This is a genomic window from Marinobacter sp., assembly GCF_048266785.1.
Taxonomy (GTDB): domain Bacteria; phylum Pseudomonadota; class Gammaproteobacteria; order Pseudomonadales; family Oleiphilaceae; genus Marinobacter.
The window spans coordinates 35,644-53,910 of the sequence record NZ_JBLWYX010000001.1; the positions used below are offsets into that span (position 1 = coordinate 35,644).

Annotated in this window: 16 protein-coding genes; 11 read left to right on the forward strand and 5 right to left on the reverse strand. The window is 55.3% G+C overall.

The genetic code is table 11. The features are described 5' to 3' along the window. The first annotated feature begins 20 nt into the window (after positions 1-20). The gene (polA, locus tag ACN0V1_RS00195) at positions 21-2,765 is read left to right on the forward strand and encodes a DNA polymerase I (RefSeq protein WP_417543059.1); all 2,745 of its coding nucleotides are present in this window, start codon (positions 21-23) and stop codon (positions 2,763-2,765) included. A gap of 95 nt (positions 2,766-2,860) precedes the next feature. Here the strand turns inward: polA and ACN0V1_RS00200 are convergent, their stop codons facing one another. From ACN0V1_RS00200 to ACN0V1_RS00210, 3 genes are all read right to left on the reverse strand, one after another. After that, positions 2,861-4,303 (reverse strand): OmpP1/FadL family transporter, encoded by a 1,443-nt coding sequence (locus tag ACN0V1_RS00200; protein ID WP_417543060.1) that lies wholly within the window; start codon positions 4,301-4,303, stop codon positions 2,861-2,863. A gap of 121 nt (positions 4,304-4,424) precedes the next feature. After that, on the reverse strand, positions 4,425-5,546 hold the full coding sequence (locus tag ACN0V1_RS00205; RefSeq protein WP_417543061.1) for a PilT/PilU family type 4a pilus ATPase: 1,122 nt from the start codon (positions 5,544-5,546) through the stop codon (positions 4,425-4,427). A gap of 92 nt (positions 5,547-5,638) precedes the next feature. Next, a complete protein-coding gene (locus tag ACN0V1_RS00210) occupies positions 5,639-6,673 on the reverse strand; it encodes a type IV pilus twitching motility protein PilT (RefSeq protein ID WP_339781048.1) in 1,035 nt (344 codons plus the stop codon). Between the two features lie 149 nt (positions 6,674-6,822). Here ACN0V1_RS00210 and ACN0V1_RS00215 point away from each other — a divergent pair, with 149 nt between their 5' ends. From ACN0V1_RS00215 to ACN0V1_RS00260, 10 genes are all read left to right on the forward strand, one after another. Next, a complete protein-coding gene (locus ACN0V1_RS00215; RefSeq protein ID WP_417543062.1) occupies positions 6,823-7,527 on the forward strand; it encodes a YggS family pyridoxal phosphate-dependent enzyme in 705 nt (234 codons plus the stop codon). A 62-nt stretch (positions 7,528-7,589) separates the two neighbouring features. Next, complete coding sequence (gene proC / locus ACN0V1_RS00220; protein WP_417543063.1) at positions 7,590-8,423, forward strand: pyrroline-5-carboxylate reductase; 834 nt, start codon at positions 7,590-7,592, stop codon at positions 8,421-8,423. A gap of 30 nt (positions 8,424-8,453) precedes the next feature. Next, a complete protein-coding gene (locus ACN0V1_RS00225) occupies positions 8,454-9,038 on the forward strand; it encodes a YggT family protein (protein WP_291947575.1) in 585 nt (194 codons plus the stop codon). A gap of 264 nt (positions 9,039-9,302) precedes the next feature. Then, the gene (locus tag ACN0V1_RS00230; protein ID WP_417543064.1) at positions 9,303-11,267 is read left to right on the forward strand and encodes a dynamin family protein; all 1,965 of its coding nucleotides are present in this window, start codon (positions 9,303-9,305) and stop codon (positions 11,265-11,267) included. A 136-nt stretch (positions 11,268-11,403) separates the two neighbouring features. Continuing rightward, positions 11,404-12,552 (forward strand): homoserine O-succinyltransferase MetX, encoded by a 1,149-nt coding sequence (gene metX / locus ACN0V1_RS00235; protein ID WP_417543065.1) that lies wholly within the window; start codon positions 11,404-11,406, stop codon positions 12,550-12,552. After that, on the forward strand, positions 12,549-13,154 hold the full coding sequence (gene metW / locus ACN0V1_RS00240) for a methionine biosynthesis protein MetW (protein WP_417543066.1): 606 nt from the start codon (positions 12,549-12,551) through the stop codon (positions 13,152-13,154). The genes metX and metW overlap by 4 nt, the downstream gene beginning before the upstream one ends. Then, positions 13,151-13,609 carry a DUF4426 domain-containing protein gene (locus ACN0V1_RS00245; protein WP_291947568.1) on the forward strand — a complete coding sequence of 153 codons (459 nt, stop codon included), beginning with the start codon at positions 13,151-13,153 and terminating at the stop codon, positions 13,607-13,609. The genes metW and ACN0V1_RS00245 overlap by 4 nt, the downstream gene beginning before the upstream one ends. A gap of 7 nt (positions 13,610-13,616) precedes the next feature. Continuing rightward, the gene (gene rdgB / locus ACN0V1_RS00250) at positions 13,617-14,216 is read left to right on the forward strand and encodes an RdgB/HAM1 family non-canonical purine NTP pyrophosphatase (protein ID WP_417543067.1); all 600 of its coding nucleotides are present in this window, start codon (positions 13,617-13,619) and stop codon (positions 14,214-14,216) included. Positions 14,217-14,220: 4 nt separating this feature from the next. After that, positions 14,221-15,369, forward strand: a complete 1,149-nt coding sequence (hemW, locus tag ACN0V1_RS00255; protein WP_417543068.1) for a radical SAM family heme chaperone HemW — start codon at positions 14,221-14,223, stop codon at positions 15,367-15,369. Continuing rightward, positions 15,369-15,902 carry a hypothetical protein gene (locus ACN0V1_RS00260; protein ID WP_417543069.1) on the forward strand — a complete coding sequence of 178 codons (534 nt, stop codon included), beginning with the start codon at positions 15,369-15,371 and terminating at the stop codon, positions 15,900-15,902. Before hemW ends, ACN0V1_RS00260 begins: the two co-directional genes overlap by 1 nt. 7 nt (positions 15,903-15,909) lie before the next feature. Here ACN0V1_RS00260 and trmB read toward each other — a convergent pair whose 3' ends face one another. Together trmB and ACN0V1_RS00270 are read right to left on the reverse strand one after the other, a co-directional pair. Next, positions 15,910-16,662, reverse strand: coding sequence for a tRNA (guanosine(46)-N7)-methyltransferase TrmB (gene trmB, locus ACN0V1_RS00265; RefSeq protein WP_417543070.1), 753 nt, complete (start codon positions 16,660-16,662; stop codon positions 15,910-15,912). A 69-nt stretch (positions 16,663-16,731) separates the two neighbouring features. Next, positions 16,732-18,258 (reverse strand): YifB family Mg chelatase-like AAA ATPase, encoded by a 1,527-nt coding sequence (locus ACN0V1_RS00270; protein ID WP_417543071.1) that lies wholly within the window; start codon positions 18,256-18,258, stop codon positions 16,732-16,734. Between the last annotated feature and the right edge of the window lie 9 nt (positions 18,259-18,267).

The following is an 18,267-nucleotide window of genomic DNA, read 5'->3' on the forward strand; positions in this document are numbered from 1 at the left end:
GAATCCGGACCCGCTTTGACATGACTGAACAAAAGAACCCACCTGTGGTGCTTGTGGACGGTTCGTCCTATTTATTCCGCGCTTATCATGCACTTCCGCCACTGACCACCAGCAAGAACCATCCAACCGGTGCTATCAAAGGCGTAATCGCGATGATCCGACGCCTGGAGCAGGACTTCCCCGGCTCAAAGCTGATTGTCGTGTTTGACGCCAAAGGCAAAACCTTCCGTCACGATCTGTACCAAGAGTATAAAGCCAACCGGCCGCCCATGCCGGACGACCTGGCCGTGCAGATTGAGCCCATTCACCAGATGGTAAGAGCCATGGGGCTACCACTGCTGATTGTAGAGGGCGTGGAAGCCGACGATGTAATTGGCACTCTGGCCGACGAAGCCACCAGCAAAGGCATCGATGTCGTGGTCTCAACCGGCGACAAGGATATGGCCCAATTGGTCAGCGACCACGTAACGCTGATCAACACCATGACCGAAACCCGGATGGATAAGGACGGTGTGGTTGAGAAGTTTGGCGTCCGCCCCGACCAGATTATTGATTACCTGGCTTTAGTAGGCGACAAGGTAGATAACATTCCCGGCGTCAACAAGTGCGGACCAAAAACGGCTGTGAAATGGCTGCAGGCTTATGACAACCTTGGCAGCGTGATCGAGCATGCCGACGAAATCAAAGGCAAGATTGGTGAATATCTGCGCGAAGCCATTGATACCCTGCCCCTGAGCCGGGAACTGGCCACCATAAAAATGGATGTGGAGCTGGACTTTGGGCTGGAAGACCTGGAAGAACGACAGCAGAACGATGCAGATCTGCTGGAACTTTTCCGGGAATATGAATTGCGCGGCTGGATTGCAGAACTGGAAGCCAAAGCATCAGAACCCGCAGAAGGCGGCAGTAATCAGGCAACAGAAATCAACAACGACACTCAGTCAGCTCCTCAGGAAAAGCGCTACAGCGTCATCACCGATCAGAGCGAACTCGACGAATGGGTCGCAAGGCTCAGAAAATCCGATCTGTTCGCCTTTGATACTGAAACCACCAGCTTGCGCTATATGCACGCCGAGGTGGTGGGCGTATCGTTCGCTATAGAGGCAGGCGAAGCGGCTTACGTGCCCTTTGGCCACGATTACATGGGAGCGCCAGAGCAGCTTGATCGTGAGAGCGTATTGGCTCAGCTAAAACCTTTGCTTGAGGACCCGCAACAGAAAAAGGTGGGGCAGAACCTCAAGTACGACAAGAACGTGCTAGCCAACCACGACATCTGCCTGGAAGGCATTGCCGAAGATACCATGGTGGAGTCCTACGTGCTGAACTCGGTGTCGTCTCGCCACGACATGGACACTCTGGCCCGGAACTATCTGGGTGAAGAAACCATCACCTTTGAATCCATTGCCGGCAAGGGCGCCAAACAGCTCACCTTTAATCAATTGGACCTGGAGAAAGCCGGCCCTTATGCGGCAGAAGATGCAGATATAACCCTGCGCCTGCATCAGGTTTTACGTCCGCAGTTGGCCGAGGTTGGCAAGCTGCAATCGGTTTACGAAGATATAGACCTGCCTCTGGTACCCGTACTCTCGCGCATGGAGCAGCGCGGCACGCTGATCAAAGCCAGCACCCTGCGCCAGCATAGCCAAGAGCTGGCAGAACGAATGGCCGCCTTGGAAAAGGAAGCGCACGAGGTGGCAGGAGAAAATTTCAACCTCGGCTCACCCAAGCAGCTACAGGTTATTTTTTACGAAAAAATGGGCCTCCCGGTGATCAAGAAGACCCCAAAGGGCGCGCCTTCTACCGCAGAGCCTGTATTGCAAGAACTGGCCCACGAGCACGAACTGCCCAGACTGATTCTGGAGCACCGCAGCCTGAGCAAGCTCAAGTCCACCTATACAGACACGCTGCCAGAGCTGATTCACCACCGCACAGGTCGGGTACATACTTCCTATCACCAGGCCGTTACAGCCACTGGGCGACTGTCTTCATCGGAACCCAACCTGCAAAACATCCCCATCCGCACCGAACAGGGCCGGCGCATTCGTCAGGCGTTTATTGCAGAGAAAGGACACAAGCTGATCGCTGCGGATTACTCACAGATTGAGTTGCGCATCATGGCGCACTTGTCTGGCGATAAAGGACTGCTGACAGCTTTTGAAAAGGGTGAAGATATCCACAAAGCAACAGCGGCAGAAGTCTTTGGAGTAGCACTGGATGAAGTGAGCAGTGACCAGCGACGCAGTGCCAAAGCCATTAACTTCGGCCTGATTTACGGCATGTCGGCGTTCGGACTGGCCCGCCAGCTCGATGTAGCGCGCAAGGTGGCCCAGCAATACATCGACCGCTATTTCGAACGCTATCCGGGTGTCTTGCAGTATATGGACAACATCCGCAAACAGGCCCACGACGATGGATACGTTGAAACGCTGTTTGGCCGCCGCCTTTACTTGCCTGAAATTAACGCACGCAACAAGCAACTGCAACAGGCTGCTGAGCGCACCGCTATCAACGCCCCCATGCAGGGAACCGCCGCCGACATTATCAAACTGGCGATGCTTGAAGTAGAGCGCTGGTTGCTTGCGGAGCATGCTGATACCGCCCGAATGACCATGCAGGTGCACGACGAACTGATTCTTGAAGTGAAGGAAGAAGCCGTAGACGAGATCCGCGAAGGGTTGATCATGCGCATGTCCAGCGCCGCGAAGTTGGCAGTGCCGCTACTGGTAGAAGCTGGCGTAGGTGATAACTGGGATCAGGCCCACTAAACAACAACGCCCGGTGAGTGTTTCCTCAAGCGGGCGTTTTGCGGCATTGGCAGACTTCTGATGACGGCCTGCCGTTATCTTTTTGATGTCATTCGTTAGAAGGCTTTGCTGATTTGCAGTGCAGCACTCCAGGCGTCCAACTCGTATTCGCCTTTGTAGTTAGACGCGCCCGCATTTGGATCTTTCTGGGTAGGTGCGGTATGCAAATAATTGAACTCGTCGATCTTTGGATCATCTGTAAACAGCAGAGTACCCACAGAGGCATCAACCGTCCAACCGCTGCTGGCGTCTTTCCACTGGGTACCCAAAGTCAGCCAATGGCGGTCTGAGGATGGAATACGAGCTGTGATGAACTCACCGACAGGTGATTCGTCCCAGGCATAGCCTGCTTTAAAGGCCCAAGCCGGTGTGGCTTGCCAGATAGTGCCGACATTGAACTGCCAATTGTTTTTCCATTTTTCAGTGACGTGGGTAATTGGATTGTCGTCACCCGTGCGCCCTAAAGCTGAAGATACCTGCCCGCCATCACCTTCCCTACTGAACACGTCCAGCTCCTGGAACCGGCTCCAGCGTGCGTATGTGGCCCCGCCCAAAAGCGTCACAGAATCTGTCAACTGGTGTCGGACTCCCACAGTAATGCTCTCAGGGATAGCCAGGGGTACACGCGCATCTTCTTCCAGAGTGGTCGGTGCCAAGCCAATTGGTGACTGGGCACTGGGCACTGGAAAACTGCTGATTTTGACATCCCCTTCCAACTCAAAGTCAGTACCTGTTTGCGCAGTCAGACCAAACTGGGTGCTGTCAGACAGCTCATACAAGAAACCCACACGGAAGGTAACGGCGATATCATCGCCATTGATATCAGCGTAAGGTGCTCCGAACTGCGCCTCGTAGGCGTTCGCCAACTGGCCGGCCACTGCTTGATCGCCAGTTTGCTTAAATAAGGCCCCACGAATGTCCTGATACCTTGTCAGGCGTCCTTCCGCGTACATGATGTTCATGCCCAGGCCCATCGACAGACCTTTGCCATTGTTGATAGAAATAGACGGGGTGAAACCAATCACTGTCAACTCGGTTTTGTCTGCGAAGTAACGGCCGACAAAGTCGTCATCGTAGTCAGCAGCCAACCCGTAGGGTGCATGAATACCAAAACCCACGTCGATAGATTCGTTAACTTCGTGAGTCATGAAGAAGTTTGGCAATATTGCCGGGTCAGCAATATTGCCTCCAGTCGTACCCTGCACCGGCCCGCCCAGCGTGTTGGTCGCGCTAGTACTGCCACTTTTGGCTTCAGCTTTGATATCAACAACCGCCGCACCAAAGGAAATATTGGTACCTTTCAACTGGCTCATACCCGCCGGGTTAAAAAACACGGTGGTCGCATTTTCCGGGTTCGCTGCAGTGCCAGCGTTGGCAACGCCCATGGCGCTGGCGCTTTTCTCATTCAGGGAAAAACCACCAGCGAGAACGCTGGCCGGGGCAGCTATTGCGGCCAGCGTGGCCAACTGAACAGCGCGGGTAAGAAATGTGGTTTTCATGACAGCGGTATCTCCTTTATCGTTTGAGCGGAGTATACGCAGCAGCAGCAAGTCGCCTCAAATGCTAAAGCTACCAGTTTAAAACCCTAACCATTTGCCTCTTTCGCTGGCATACGCCTTATCAGTTATCCTGAATCGTCAGCTTATCAACAGAAGACGACAACGTGTCCGCCCCTTGGGCGTCCGTACCCAACTTTATCATCAGCCGCAGGTCGTTAGCCGAGTCGGCGTGAGCCAGTGCATCTTCGTAGGTTATAGAGCCTTCAGCATAAAGCTCATAGAGGGCCTGGTCGAACGTCCGCATGCCGGATTCGTTGGACTTCGCCATCAAACCCTTGAGTTTATGCACCTCACCCTTTCGGATCAGATCCGCTACCAGAGGTGTATTGATCAAAACTTCAATAACGGCCTTACGGCCTTTTCCGTCCGGCGTCGGGATCAGTTGCTGTGCCACGATGGCCCTGAGGTTCAGGGACAGATCCATCCAGATCTGGTTGTGCTGTTCCGGCGGGAAAAACTGGATAATCCGGTCAAGCGCCTGGTTAGCGTTGTTCGCGTGCAGCGTTGCAAGGCAAAGGTGCCCCGTCTCGGCAAACTGGACTGAGTATTCCATGGTCTGGCGGGTACGCACCTCACCAATGAGAATAACATCCGGCGCCTGCCTCAGCGTGTTTTTTAACGCCACTTCAAAGCTCTCAGTATCAATCCCCACCTCCCGCTGCGTCACAATGCAGCCTTGGTGCTGGTGCACGAACTCGATAGGGTCTTCGATGGAAATGATATGTCCCCGGCTATTCCGGTTGCGGTGCCCAAGCATCGCGGCCAGCGAGGTCGATTTGCCGGTACCTGTCGCCCCGACGAACATGATCAGGCCACGCTTGGTCATGGCCAGCTCTTTAACTATTTCTGGCAGCGACAGTTCGTCGATCTGAGGAATTTTTACTTCAATTCGTCGCAGCACCATGCCACACAGGTTACGCTGGAAGAATGCACTCACACGGAAGCGACCAATACCACGGGCGCTGATAGCAAAGTTACACTCGTGAGATTCGTCAAACTCGGCCTTCTGCTTTTCGTTCATTGATCCGTACACAAACTCCCTCGTCTGCTCCGGCGTCAACGCGTTTTTAGTGACCGGCAGCACTTTACCGTTCACCTTCATGCTGGGCGGAACACCGGCCGTGATAAAGAGGTCTGACCCCCCTTTTTCTACCATCAGGCGAAGCAGTTTTTCGAATTCCATTTTTGATTACCTGTAACTCAGCCTTGGGTCCCGGGGCAAACCGGACAGGTTGTGCCGGGCTTACCCTCAGAGTTCTTTATTACCTTCAAATATTAAAAATTATCAGGCATTTTCGCCTTGGCCCGCGCAGCATCACGGGAAATCAGCCCTTTCTGCAACAAGCGCTCAAGACACTGATCCAGCGTCTGCATGCCCAGCGAAGCACCGGTCTGGATGGACGAGTACATCTGGGCAATTTTATCTTCGCGAATCAGGTTACGGATCGCGGCGGTACCAATCATGATTTCGTGGGCAGCTATTCGACCACCGCCCATTTTCTTCATCAACGTCTGGGAAACAACGGCCTGCAGCGATTCCGAAAGCATGGAGCGCACCATGGATTTTTCTTCTGCCGGAAACACATCCACCACCCGGTCAATGGTTTTTGCCGCTGAAGTGGTGTGCAGGGTGCCGAACACCAAGTGACCAGTCTCCGCCGCAGTAAGCGCAAGGCGGATAGTTTCAAGGTCTCGAAGCTCACCTACCAGAATGATATCGGGGTCTTCCCGCAACGCGGAGCGCAGGGCTTCGTTAAAACCCAGCGTATCCCGGTGCACTTCACGCTGGTTAACCAGACACTTCTTGGAGTCGTGCACGAATTCAATCGGATCTTCTATGGTAAGAACGTGCTCGTAGCGCGTATCGTTGATGTAATCAATCATTGCCGCCAGTGTGGTGGACTTACCGGAACCGGTCGGTCCGGTGACCAGCACAAGCCCTCGCGGTACAGAGGACACATCCTTGAAGACCTGGCCCATGCCCAGGTCTTCCATAGTCAGCACTTTCGAGGGGATAGTACGGAAAACAGCGCCAGCCCCGCGATTCTGATTGAACGCGTTAACACGAAAGCGGGCGACACCGGGCACTTCAAAGGAAAAGTCAGTTTCCAGAAATTCCTCGTAGTCCTTGCGCTGCTTGTCGTTCATGATGTCGTAAATCAGCCCGTGCACTTCTTTGTGCTCAAGGGGCGGAAGATTGATACGGCGAACATCACCGTCAACACGAATCATCGGTGGCAGGCCGGCGGAAAGATGCAGGTCAGACGCACCCTGTTTCGCCGAGAAGGCAAGCAGTTCAGTAATATCCATTGAAGTCCTCGGAAGGCTTTTCTTTTTACACAGGTAGCGTCTGTTCGGCACCACCCGATCTTATTACTTGGCGATCACTTGGCATTTCAGTGACCTGCGAGTAACGTATCGCCATAAAGCAGACAGACCAAACGCGACTATTTCATACCATGAGCAGCATAGCAGACAACCTCGAGAGCGTAACCCGACGCATACAAAAAGCAACATTGCAGGCGGGTCGAAAGCCGGATTCTGTGAGCCTGTTGGCGGTCAGCAAAACCCGGTCGACAGAAGAGCTGAGAGAAGCGGTGGCTGCCGGCCAACTGGCGTTCGGGGAAAACTATCTTCAGGAGGCTCTGGACAAAATTGCCGAACTCCGCGACCTGACCGAAATCGACTGGCATTTCATCGGCCCGATACAGTCCAATAAAACCCGGCAAATTGCCTCGGCTTTTTCCTGGGTGCACAGCGTAGCTCGCCTGAAAGTGGCCCGACGCCTGAGCGAACAGAGGGAAACAGGACTACCCCCATTGAATATTTGCCTTCAGGTCAATATTAACAATGAACAGAGCAAATCCGGGTGTCAGCCAGATGAACTGCCAGAGCTGATTTCCGAGATAAGCCAGTTACCGGGGCTCAAACTCAGGGGGCTGATGGCAATCCCCGACCCGGAGCAGGGCGAATCCGCCCTGCGAGAGAGCTTCCGCAAGCTTGCCAATATTCTGAAAGAGCTGCGACGGGACTACCCGGAAGCAGGGCCACTGGATACCCTATCCATGGGGATGTCCGGCGATCTCGAAATGGCGATTGCAGAAGGCGCCACTTGGGTTCGTATTGGCACAGCCGTCTTTGGTGAGCGTCCACCGAAGAGCTGAACAGGCCGGTACCTGCTATTATCGCAATCGGATATATAACCGAATAACCGTTGGAGCAAACCTTGAGCAAATCACCAACTATTTCGTTTATCGGTGCCGGTAACATGGCCAGCGCCATTATTGGCGGCATGCTGGACAGCGGCTTCAAAGCCAGCAGCATATGGGCCAGTGCGCCGGACGATGGTCACCTGCAATCCATTCGCAAACGTTTCGGAATCAGCGTCACAACCGACAACCGATACTGCGCACAGCAGGCAGACATGGTTGTGCTTGCGGTGAAACCCCAGGCAATGGCGGACGTTTGCCGCGATATAGCACCTATCGCGCAGAATACCCGGCCGCTGATGGTCTCCATCGCCGCAGGACTGGGTGCCGACACGCTTGACGAATGGCTTGGCGGCGGTCTTCCGGTTGTGCGGGTGATGCCCAACACCCCTTCCCTGGTCGGCAAGGGAGCTGCTGGACTATTCGCCAGCGAGAGCGTCACCAGTGCCCAGAAAGAAATGGTGCAATCGGTTTTTGAAGGTATCGGCATTGCGGTGTGGGTTGAGGATGAAGCGCTGCTTCATGGCGTAACCGCGCTTTCCGGAAGCGGCCCTGCCTATTTCTTCCTGATGCTTGAGGCTCTGGAGGCGGCAGCAACTGACGCCGGGATGAACCCCGAAACTGCCCGGCAACTTGCAATTCAGACCATGGCAGGCGCGGCAGAAATGGCCGCCAAAAGTGAGCACGACCCAGCCCAACTGAAGAAAAACGTGATGTCTCCGGGCGGAACAACAGAACAGGCAGTCAATACCTTCGAAGGCGGTGGCATGCGAAATCTGGTGAAAAAAGCATATAACGCTGCGTACAAACGTTCAGAAGAAATGGCCAAAGAACTGGCAGGCAAAGCGTAAAACAGTCACTGATAACGGAGAAATGGCTACATGCTGGCAGACATCCTGATTACGATCCTGCTGATCGCGTCCACATTTTACATGACGATAATATTGCTGCGCTTTTTGTTGCAACTGGCCCGGGCAGACTTCTACAACCCGATTTCCCAGTTTGCGGTAAAAGCAACCAACCCGCTGCTCAGGCCCTTGCGCCGGTTCATTCCAGGCTGGGGTGGAATTGACGGCGCGGCTCTGGTTCTTGCCGTTCTTATTCAGGCGATCACGTTCTTCCTGATTCTTGTCGCTCTCAGCGGCGGTATTCCATCATTTAACCCACTCATACTTTTGGTTTGGGGCGCGGTTGCCGTTCTGGATCTGATCGTCAAAATATACTTCTGGTCGGTTATCGCTGTTGTTGTCGTTAGCTGGATTGCACCAGGCAGCAGTCACCCAGCGATACAGCTGGTTGCCCAGATCACGGAACCTGTCATGCGACCAGTGAGAAAACTGATGCCATCCATGGGCGGACTGGACCTGTCACCCATTATTGTTTTCCTGATCCTTAACGTGCTGTCTGTTGTTATTGACCACATGAAAGTCGCGGTCGGCCTCGGGGCCATTGGCCTGGGACTGTAAACCACGTCACAAACAAACAATTTGTAACAGTTCTCCACAAAAAGCCTGAACTGCAAGCCGCATTTTCACTTCGTTGATTTTGCGGCTTTTTTATTAAAATCATGTCAACAACAGCCACACACCTGCAAACACTCAGCCGCAAAAACTCCGGGGACAAGCTAGTATTAACCGTAGTTAATTAACTCACGCATCACCATTTGTCACCACGTGGATCCCAGCGAACCTGTCCGGGGCATGCCAGAAGTCGTGTAGAAGGAAAATCCGATGAACCACCAGGGACACCTGACCCAACAGGTAGAGGCATACCACAACTGGAAAAAAGAGCTGATCCGCCAGATTGGCCGCTACCGGTTATGGCTCCAGGACAACAACCTGTTCTCTGACGACATCAGCGTGCGGATCCGGCACGGTCTTGAGCTGTTGATTGAAGACGAGCTCACCATCGCATTTGTTGGCGAGTACTCCCGTGGCAAAACGGAGCTGATAAACGCGCTGTTTTTCTCGGAGTTTGGCCAACGCATGCTGCCCTCCCAGGCCGGACGCACAACCATGTGCCCCACCGAGCTGTTTTTTGACCGCGGTGCCAACGAAAACTATCTGATGCTGCTCCCTATCGAGACGCGCACCGGCAATCTTTCGTTGCAGCAGCTGCGCAAAGAACCGGAACGCTGGGTAAAGCACGGGCTGGATGAGCGTGATCCTGAAATCATGCGCGAAATTCTTGGAGAAGTAGCTCGAGTTAAAAGCGTTGCCCCGGATCAGGCGCGAGCGCTCGGTTTCGACGAAGGCATGCTCGAGCATGACCGCAACAACCCGGGCAATGTTCTGGTTCCAGCCTGGCGCAATGCCCAGATCAGTATTCGCCACCCCCTGTTCGAACGCGGCCTGCGTATTCTTGACACCCCGGGACTTAACGCCCTCGGCTCCGAACCAGAGCTCACCATCAGCATGCTGCCAAACGCTCATGCCATTATTTTTGTGCTCAGCGCAGATACCGGCGTTACCGCCAGCGACATGACCATCTGGAAAGAGTACATAGATACCAAACACGCCGATCACCGTGCTGGGCGCTTTGCCGTACTGAACAAAATCGATGTGTTGTGGGACGACCTGCAGGGCGAGAAGCACACCAACGAAGCCATAGAGCGCGTGCGTGGGTATACCGCGGACCACCTGGGCATCAGGCAGCAAGACGTAATACCCTTGTCCGCCAAACAAGGCTTGGTCGCCAGGGTCAGGAAAGACAACGATCTGTTCACCCGCTCCAACATCGGCAACCTGGAACGACTGATTATCCAGCGTATTCTGATGCACAAGGAACAGCTCATCACCCAAAGCCTGATCAACGACCTGCTGGGCATGCTGCAAAATAGCCAGGCGGTGATGCAAACCCGCCTCGAATCGCTCGAAGAAGAGTCGCAGGCGTGCTCCGGTACTACCATGGATAAAGCCGCCCTCGCCCGGCTGGCCGATCGTGCACAGAAAGACTACGACTTCTACTATAAAAAACTGATCACACTGCGCTCAAGCCGCAGGTTGATGGGTTCTCAGGGTGACATGCTGAAAAGCCTGGTAGCCGAAGATCGCTTTGAGACCCATGCCGAGAAAATCCGGAAAAGCATGTCGAAAAGCTGGACCACAGCAGGCATGAACAGCGCCATGGACCAGTTTTTTGAGCTACTTGAGAGCGACTTCAGCAATTTGCTCAGTGAGGGGCGTCTGGCGGAAAAAATGGTAGGCTCCATCTATCGACGGTACAACGAGGATACACGTGCCCGCCACTTGGAACCCATTCCGTTGCGTGCCGGACGACATGTCATTGCGGTGAGGGAACTTCGCAAAAAAGCCCGGCGTTTCCGTGCCAACCCAAAGAACCTGCTTACAGAGCAGTCCGTTCTGGTGCAGCGTTTTTTCAATGTGATGGTCAGCGAAGCCAGAACCCTGCATTCCCGAGTGCGCAGCGATGTGGAGCGTTGGCCTTCAGAAGCTCTGCTCCCGATCATGCAGTACTCCATGGAGCAGAAGCAATTACTGGAGCATCAGATACGGCGCCTCCGGGATATGGTAAGAAGTGATCGAGACGGTCGTTTCGAGCGTGAGCGGCTGGGCAACACCATCAGCGACTTACGCCGGCAACTGGAATTGGCAGATGCCATGCAGCGCCAGATCCGCAAACCCGCGCCCACCCTGATTCAGCAAAAAGTGGTCAATATCTCGGGCGCCATCTAGTCACCCGCCTGACCACCACACAGCCTGTCGGTTGCAGCCATGACGGCCCGCCTTTAAACTGCTTTGCTGGTAGAGGTTTTTTGCCCCAACCAGCAAAGCAGTCACTAACGGACCGAACCAGGAACCTTCCGCGCCGATGTCTGATCCCATACCTGTGGATTCTGTAGGGGTAGTCACCCCACAGACATACCATTTTGAAACACCCATAGAGCTGGCGTGCGAACAAGCACTGGAGCGCTATGATCTGGTTGTGGAGACTTATGGCGAACTCAACGCTGATCACAGCAACGCTGTGCTCATATGCCATGCCCTGAGCGGAAACCATCATGCCGCCGGCTATCACTCCATAGATGATCGCAAACCAGGCTGGTGGGATACCTGCATCGGGCCAGGCAAGCCCGTCGATACCAATCGTTTTTTTGTCGTCAGCCTCAATAATCTGGGTGGATGCCATGGCAGTACCGGCCCCAACTCAACCAATCCGGCCACCGGAAAGCCTTATGGCCCGGACTTCCCGGTCATCACCGTTGGTGACTGGGTAAAAAGCCAGGCACTGCTCGCGGATCGCCTCGGAATCGACTGCTGGGCTGCTGTAGTAGGTGGCTCTCTGGGCGGAATGCAAGCGCTGCAGTGGAGCCTGGACTACCCGGATCGCCTGAAGCATGCCGTAGCCATTGCATCCAGCCCCCGCCTGACCGCTCAGAACATCGCCTTTAACGAAGTGGCACGACAGGCCATCACCTCAGACCGGGAATTTCACGACGGCCGGTACTACGATTTCAACACCCTGCCCCGTCGCGGTCTTATGCTGGCCAGGATGGTTGGGCACATCACCTATCTCTCAGACGCCTCCATGGGCGAGAAGTTTGGCCGCGAGCTGAGAGACCAAGCCTACAAATTTGGTTACGATGCCGAGTTCCAGGTGGAAAGCTACCTCCGTTATCAGGGTGAGCGCTTCTCGGAAGTGTTCGACGCCAATACTTATCTGTTGATGACCCGAGCGCTGGACTACTTTGACCCCTCTTATGAATTTGGCGGCGACCTGTCGAAAGCCTTGGCCAAAGCCAGCTGCGAGTTTCTGGTGCTGTCTTTCAGCACCGACTGGCGCTTTACACCGGCCCGTTCTGAGGAAATGGTGAACGCCATGATCGCAGCCCGCCGGAAAGTCAGCTACGCAGAGATCGATGCGCCCTGGGGCCACGATGCGTTTCTGATTCCAACTCCGCGCTACACAGACATCTTCACCGCGTACATGGACCGTGTTGCCAGGGAGGTGGGCGCATGAGGGCGGATCTTGAAATTATCCAGCAATGGGTAAAACCCGGCCATCACGTACTGGATCTTGGCTGTGGCGACGGCACCCTGCTCGACTTCCTGAAGCGGGAGCGTAATGCCAGCGGCTTTGGCCTGGAGATCAATCCGGACCATATAACCACCTGCATGAATCGTGGTGTCTCGGTGATTGAACAGAATCTGGATACCCAGGGGCTGGACAACTTTGAAGACAACAGTTTTGATATTGTGCTGATGACACAAGCCTTGCAGGCCGTACGACGGCCAGACAAGGTACTGGATGAAATGCTGCGCCTTGGCGATGAAGGCATAGTCACCTTCCCCAACTTCGCCCACTGGCGCCTGCGCTGGGGGCTGGCCCTCAGTGGTCGTATGCCCGAATCCGAGGCGCTTCCGTATAAATGGTATAACACGCCCAACATACGACTATGCACCTTCAAGGATTTTGAAGCACTGTGTCGCCAAAAGGGCATTCGAATCAAAAGCAGACGTGTGGTGGACGGTCAGCACCAGAACAACTGGTTAGCGCGTTTCTGGCCCAATTTGTTGGGAGAGATCGCGATTTACCGTATTACCCGGGAGAAGAAGCAATGATAACTAAAACTTTGCACGGCATTCTTACACTAGTGGCAATGGCCTTGCTCACTGCCCTTATCAGCCTTCCTGCCCATGCAGGATCCGAGGACTTCGGGGACTATGAGGTGCACTGGAGCGTATTTTCCAGCACCCTTCTGACACCCGAGGTAGCGAAGGCCAATAATCTGCAACGCAGCAAGGGGATTGGCATTGTCAATATCGCCATCATGCATAAAGATGAAAGCGGCGTTATCAAGCCAGTTACCGGACAGGTGGAAGGTAAGGTTTCAAACGACATTCAGCAGGTAAAGTTTCTGGCATTCCGCAGAATACAAGAAGGCGATTCCGTCTACTTTATTGCCCAATACCAGTATTCTTCCGCCGAATTGATGACGTTCAACGTGACCGCACGCCCTTCCGGGCATAGCCAGGACTTGCCCGTGCGATTCGCCCACACTCTTTTCAACGACTGAGCGGATGATGCCCGAGAAACTTGTTATTGCCAGTAACAACAAAGGCAAAATCAGCGAATTTACCCAGCTACTTGCGCCACTGAATCTTGTTCCAGTGCCCCAGGGCGAGCTGGGCGTTGGCGAAGCCGAAGAGCCTGCCGTTACCTTTGTAGAGAATGCCATTCTTAAAGCACGCCATGCCTCCCGGGAAACCGGGTTGCCCGCACTGGCGGATGACAGCGGCCTGGCTGTGGACGCACTGAACGGCGCACCCGGAGTTCACTCGGCACGTTACGCCGGGGCCGCCGCTTCCGATCTCGACAACCTGAACGCGCTCCTTGAGGCTATGGTTGACGTGCCCGACGGCCAGCGCAGTGCGCAATTTCACTGTGTTCTGGTGTATCTCCGGCACGCCGACGACCCGACACCGATTATCTGCCACGGTCGCTGGCCAGGATCGATACTCCGGGCTCCGCAAGGTGATGGCGGATTCGGTTACGATCCGATCTTTCTTTGCCCGGAAAGGAACCGCAGCGCCGCTGAACTGAGCCGGGAAGAGAAAAACCGGATAAGCCACAGGGGTCGGGCCCTGGCATTGCTGATGGAACAGCTTCGGGCGGAGACCTGAGCCTGTGACTGTCCTCACCCCGACGCCGGTTAAACCTCCACTGAGCCTGTATATCCACGTACCCTGGTGCGTGCGCAAATGCCCGTACTGTGATTTTAACTCCCATGCTATCCAGAACGATGTTCCGGAATCCGCCTACCTGAATGCCGTGCTCGAAGATCTGGATCAGGATCTCGAATTGGCATCAGGCCGCGCTGTCGAGACGGTGTTTATCGGTGGAGGAACGCCGTCACTGATGAGCGGTGATTTTTACCGGAAGCTTTTCAGGGGGCTCAGGGAACGCTTGGCTTTCGCACAAGACGCGGAAATCACACTGGAAGCCAACCCGGGCACTCTGGAAGAGGGCCGGTTTGAAGCCTTCCGTGATGCCGGCATCAATCGCTTGTCGATTGGAGTACAAAGTTTCAATCCGGCCCATCTGAAAGCTCTCGGCCGCATCCACGACAGCACGGCAGCGCACCGGGCCATCGACGCCGCAAGAAAAGCCGGGTTTGAGAACTTCAATCTGGATCTGATGCACGGCCTGCCCGGCCAGACCGCGGACGACACCCTCTTGGATCTCAGAGCAGCAATGAGCCATGAGCCGCCGCATCTGTCGTGGTATCAACTGACAGTGGAGCCAAACACCGAATTCTACAGCCGGCCACCGGTCTTGCCGGATGACGACCATCTCTGGGAGATCGCTCAGCGCGGCAGCGAGTACCTTAACCAGCAGGGCTTCAGCGATTATGAGGTGTCCGCCTGGTGCCGAGAACACAGGGCATCGCGTCATAACCTCAACTATTGGTCGTTCGGAGACTACCTTGCGCTGGGTGCGGGAGGCCACGGCAAGATCAGCCTTCCAGACGGCTCTATCTGGCGTTACTGGAAAACACGACAACCAGATGCTTACCTGAACCGAATCGGCAGCCGCACCGCCGGGCGCGAAAAAATTGAAGTGGATGAGCTCCCTCTGGAATTCCTCATGAATGCACTCCGTCTACGAAAAGGAGTGAATGAAAGCCTTTTTTTCGAACGCACGGGTTTACCCCTGTCATCCGTTGCGGTACAACTTGATAAACTACGTGAAGATAAACTACTGATCAGTGACCGGCTTCAGGCAACTGCCTTGGGGCAAAGGTATCTGAACAGTCTGTTGGAGCGTTTTCTGTAATGGACACGGAAAAGGGATTACCGACTTTACCCAAAAGCCTGAAAGTTTGGCTGGTTGCAACACTGGTTCTATTGGTGGCCTTGCTGCTGATCAATCAGCCCCTGAAAACGGGCGCAGCACATCAGGGGATTGTCAGTTACCAACTGGCCGGGAACGCCGAACAGGCGCTGGCTATCGTACAAAACTGGGGTGCTGAAGGGCTGCAACGGGCAAAGCTTTCCCTCTGGCTCGATTTTCTGTTTATACCGGTCTACTGCCTTACGCTGATACTGCTAACCCGGCATTGCACTCTGGACAGGCCCGGTGTTCGCGAACGCACGGCCGCGCGTTGGATCCGCACACTGTTTGTAGCCGCCGGCCTGGCCGATGTGGCGGAGAACGTTCTGCTACTGAATAACCTGGAGGCGCCCACAGACGCCATAAGCCTTGCCGCTGCCATCAGCGCGCTGGCCAAATTTACCGCTCTGACACTTGGCATCGCGGGGTTGGTTATTGTCCGGGCAGCCCGACGCCACCCGCTGGCACCGGGCTAGAACACCATTAGTTTGTGCGGTGAAACAGCAGATCCCACACGCCATGCCCCAGGTTCTCGCCACGTTTCTCGAACTTGGTAACCGGACGATATTCCGGACGTGGTGAGTATTCGCCCTGCTCCTGAGTATTGGCAAACCCTTCAGATTCAGCCATTACTTCCATCATGTACTCTGCGTAGTTTTCCCAATCCGTCGCCAGATGCAAAATGCCACCCACCCTCAGTTTGTGACGGATACGCTGCACGAACTCGGGCTGTACAAGCCTGCGTTTATGATGCTTCTTTTTGTGCCAGGGGTCCGGGAAGAACACCATCACCTGATCCAGACACGCGTCCGGCAGGCACAGATCAATCACATCGTTGGCATCCATGTTGTAAACGCGGATGTTTTCCAGCCCGCGATCTTCGATGTCCTTGAGCAAAGCACCCACGCCTGGCAAGTGAACTTCCACGCCAATAAAATCCTGCTCGGGTGCAGCTTCCGCCATATCCGCTAGCGAACGGCCCATGCCGAAACCGATTTCGAGGTTGAGCATAGCGTCGCGACCAAAAATCTGGCGCGGGTCGATCATGCCATCTTCACGGCTCAGACCAAACTTCGGCCAACTGCGCTCATAAGCCTTCTTCTGGCCTTCCGTCATGCGCCCCTGGCGCAACACAAAGCTACGGACGCCACGGCGCGTGGTGATGGGCGAGTCGCTGGCCGTCTGTTTCGGTGCGTTTTCGTCGCCAAGGTTGTGCGGCTCTTTCTGGTCAGTCATCTGCAATCCTTAACCCCAGGGCGGGTATTGTTAATGGAGTTTGCACACAGTTTACCAGAGTAGGAAGAATCAGGCGGATACCACAGAGTTCTTTCCCGTCTGGCGATCAAACTGTCGGTAGCCCAGCGCCTCCACCAAATGTGGCTGTGTAACCACATCAGACCCATCCAGATCCGCCAGTGTGCGTGCAACCCGCAATATCCGGTGCAGAGCCCGGGCCGACAACCCAAGTTTCTCCATGGCTCCGGAAAGTAGCTTTTCACCGGGACGGTCAAGACTGCAGGCTTCCTGCAGCTCGCGCCCGGACAAGGTGGCATTAACACCCCCGCGAAGGGCCTGACGCTCTCTCGCAAGCGCCACCCGCTCGCGCACAACCGCACTGGGTTCGCCGTCTCCACCGGACTGCATGAGGAGATCGCCACTTTGCACAGGGACTTCCACGTGCAGGTCGAACCTGTCCAGAAGCGGACCAGAAATTTTCGACCTATAGCGCATCACCTGCTGGGGTGTACACTGGCACTCAATGGTTGGGTGCCCGCTATAGCCACACGGGCACGGGTTCATCGCACCAATGACCTGGAATCGTGCCGGAAAATTGACCTGCCGTGCTGCCCGGCTGATGGAAATCTCACCGGTTTCCATGGGTTCACGCAGCACTTCCAGAACCCGGCGCTCAAACTCCGGTAACTCGTCGAGAAAAAGTACACCTCGATGCGCCAAGGAGATTTCTCCGGGCCTGGGGCTGCTACCACCGCCTACCAGAGCCACCGCCGAGGCGGTGTGGTGTGGCGATCTGAACGGGGGCTGTCGCCAGCCTCCCGCTCTTAGCGGCTGCCCGGCAACCGAATGCACACTGGCGACCTCCATGGCGTGTTCATCGCTCAGGTCCGGCAGAATTCCGGGCAGGCGGCTGGCCAGCATGCTCTTACCCGTTCCAGGCGGGCCGAAAAAAATCAGGTTGTGCGCGCCCGCCGCAGCTACCTCCAGCGCTCTTCGCGGGACACTCTGGCCACGCACGTCGGCCAGGTCCGGCATGCCGGCAACAGCTACAGATTCCGGCATCGCCCGGGGCACCGGAACCAACCGGGCCCGGCCACACAGGTGCTCACAAACCGCCAGGATGTGGCCTGCTGCAAGCACATCACCCTGGCTTGCGAGAGCTGCTTCTTCGGCGTTGCCATTGGGCACAAGCACGCTTCTGCCTTCTTTACGCGCAGCCAGCACGGAGGGCAGCACACCTTTTAACGGGCGAAGTGCGCCATCGAGAGAGAGCTCACCAAGAAATTCACAGGAAGGCAGGCTTTCAGCAGGGATTTGCCCGGAGGCGGCAAGAATACCCAGCGCAATCGGCAGATCAAAACGACCGCCTTCTTTGGGCAGGTCGGCAGGGGCGAGGTTGATTGTTATGCGGCGAGCGGGAAATTCGAAGCCTGCATTCAGCAGGGCACTTCTCACACGCTCGCGACTTTCACGCACGCCGGTTTCCGCCAGGCCAACAATAGTGAGCGCGGGCAGACCACCTGACAGATGAACCTCAACGGTGACCTCGGGTGCGGAAACGCCAATGCTGGCGCGGGAATGGACGACGGCAAGCATAACAACCTT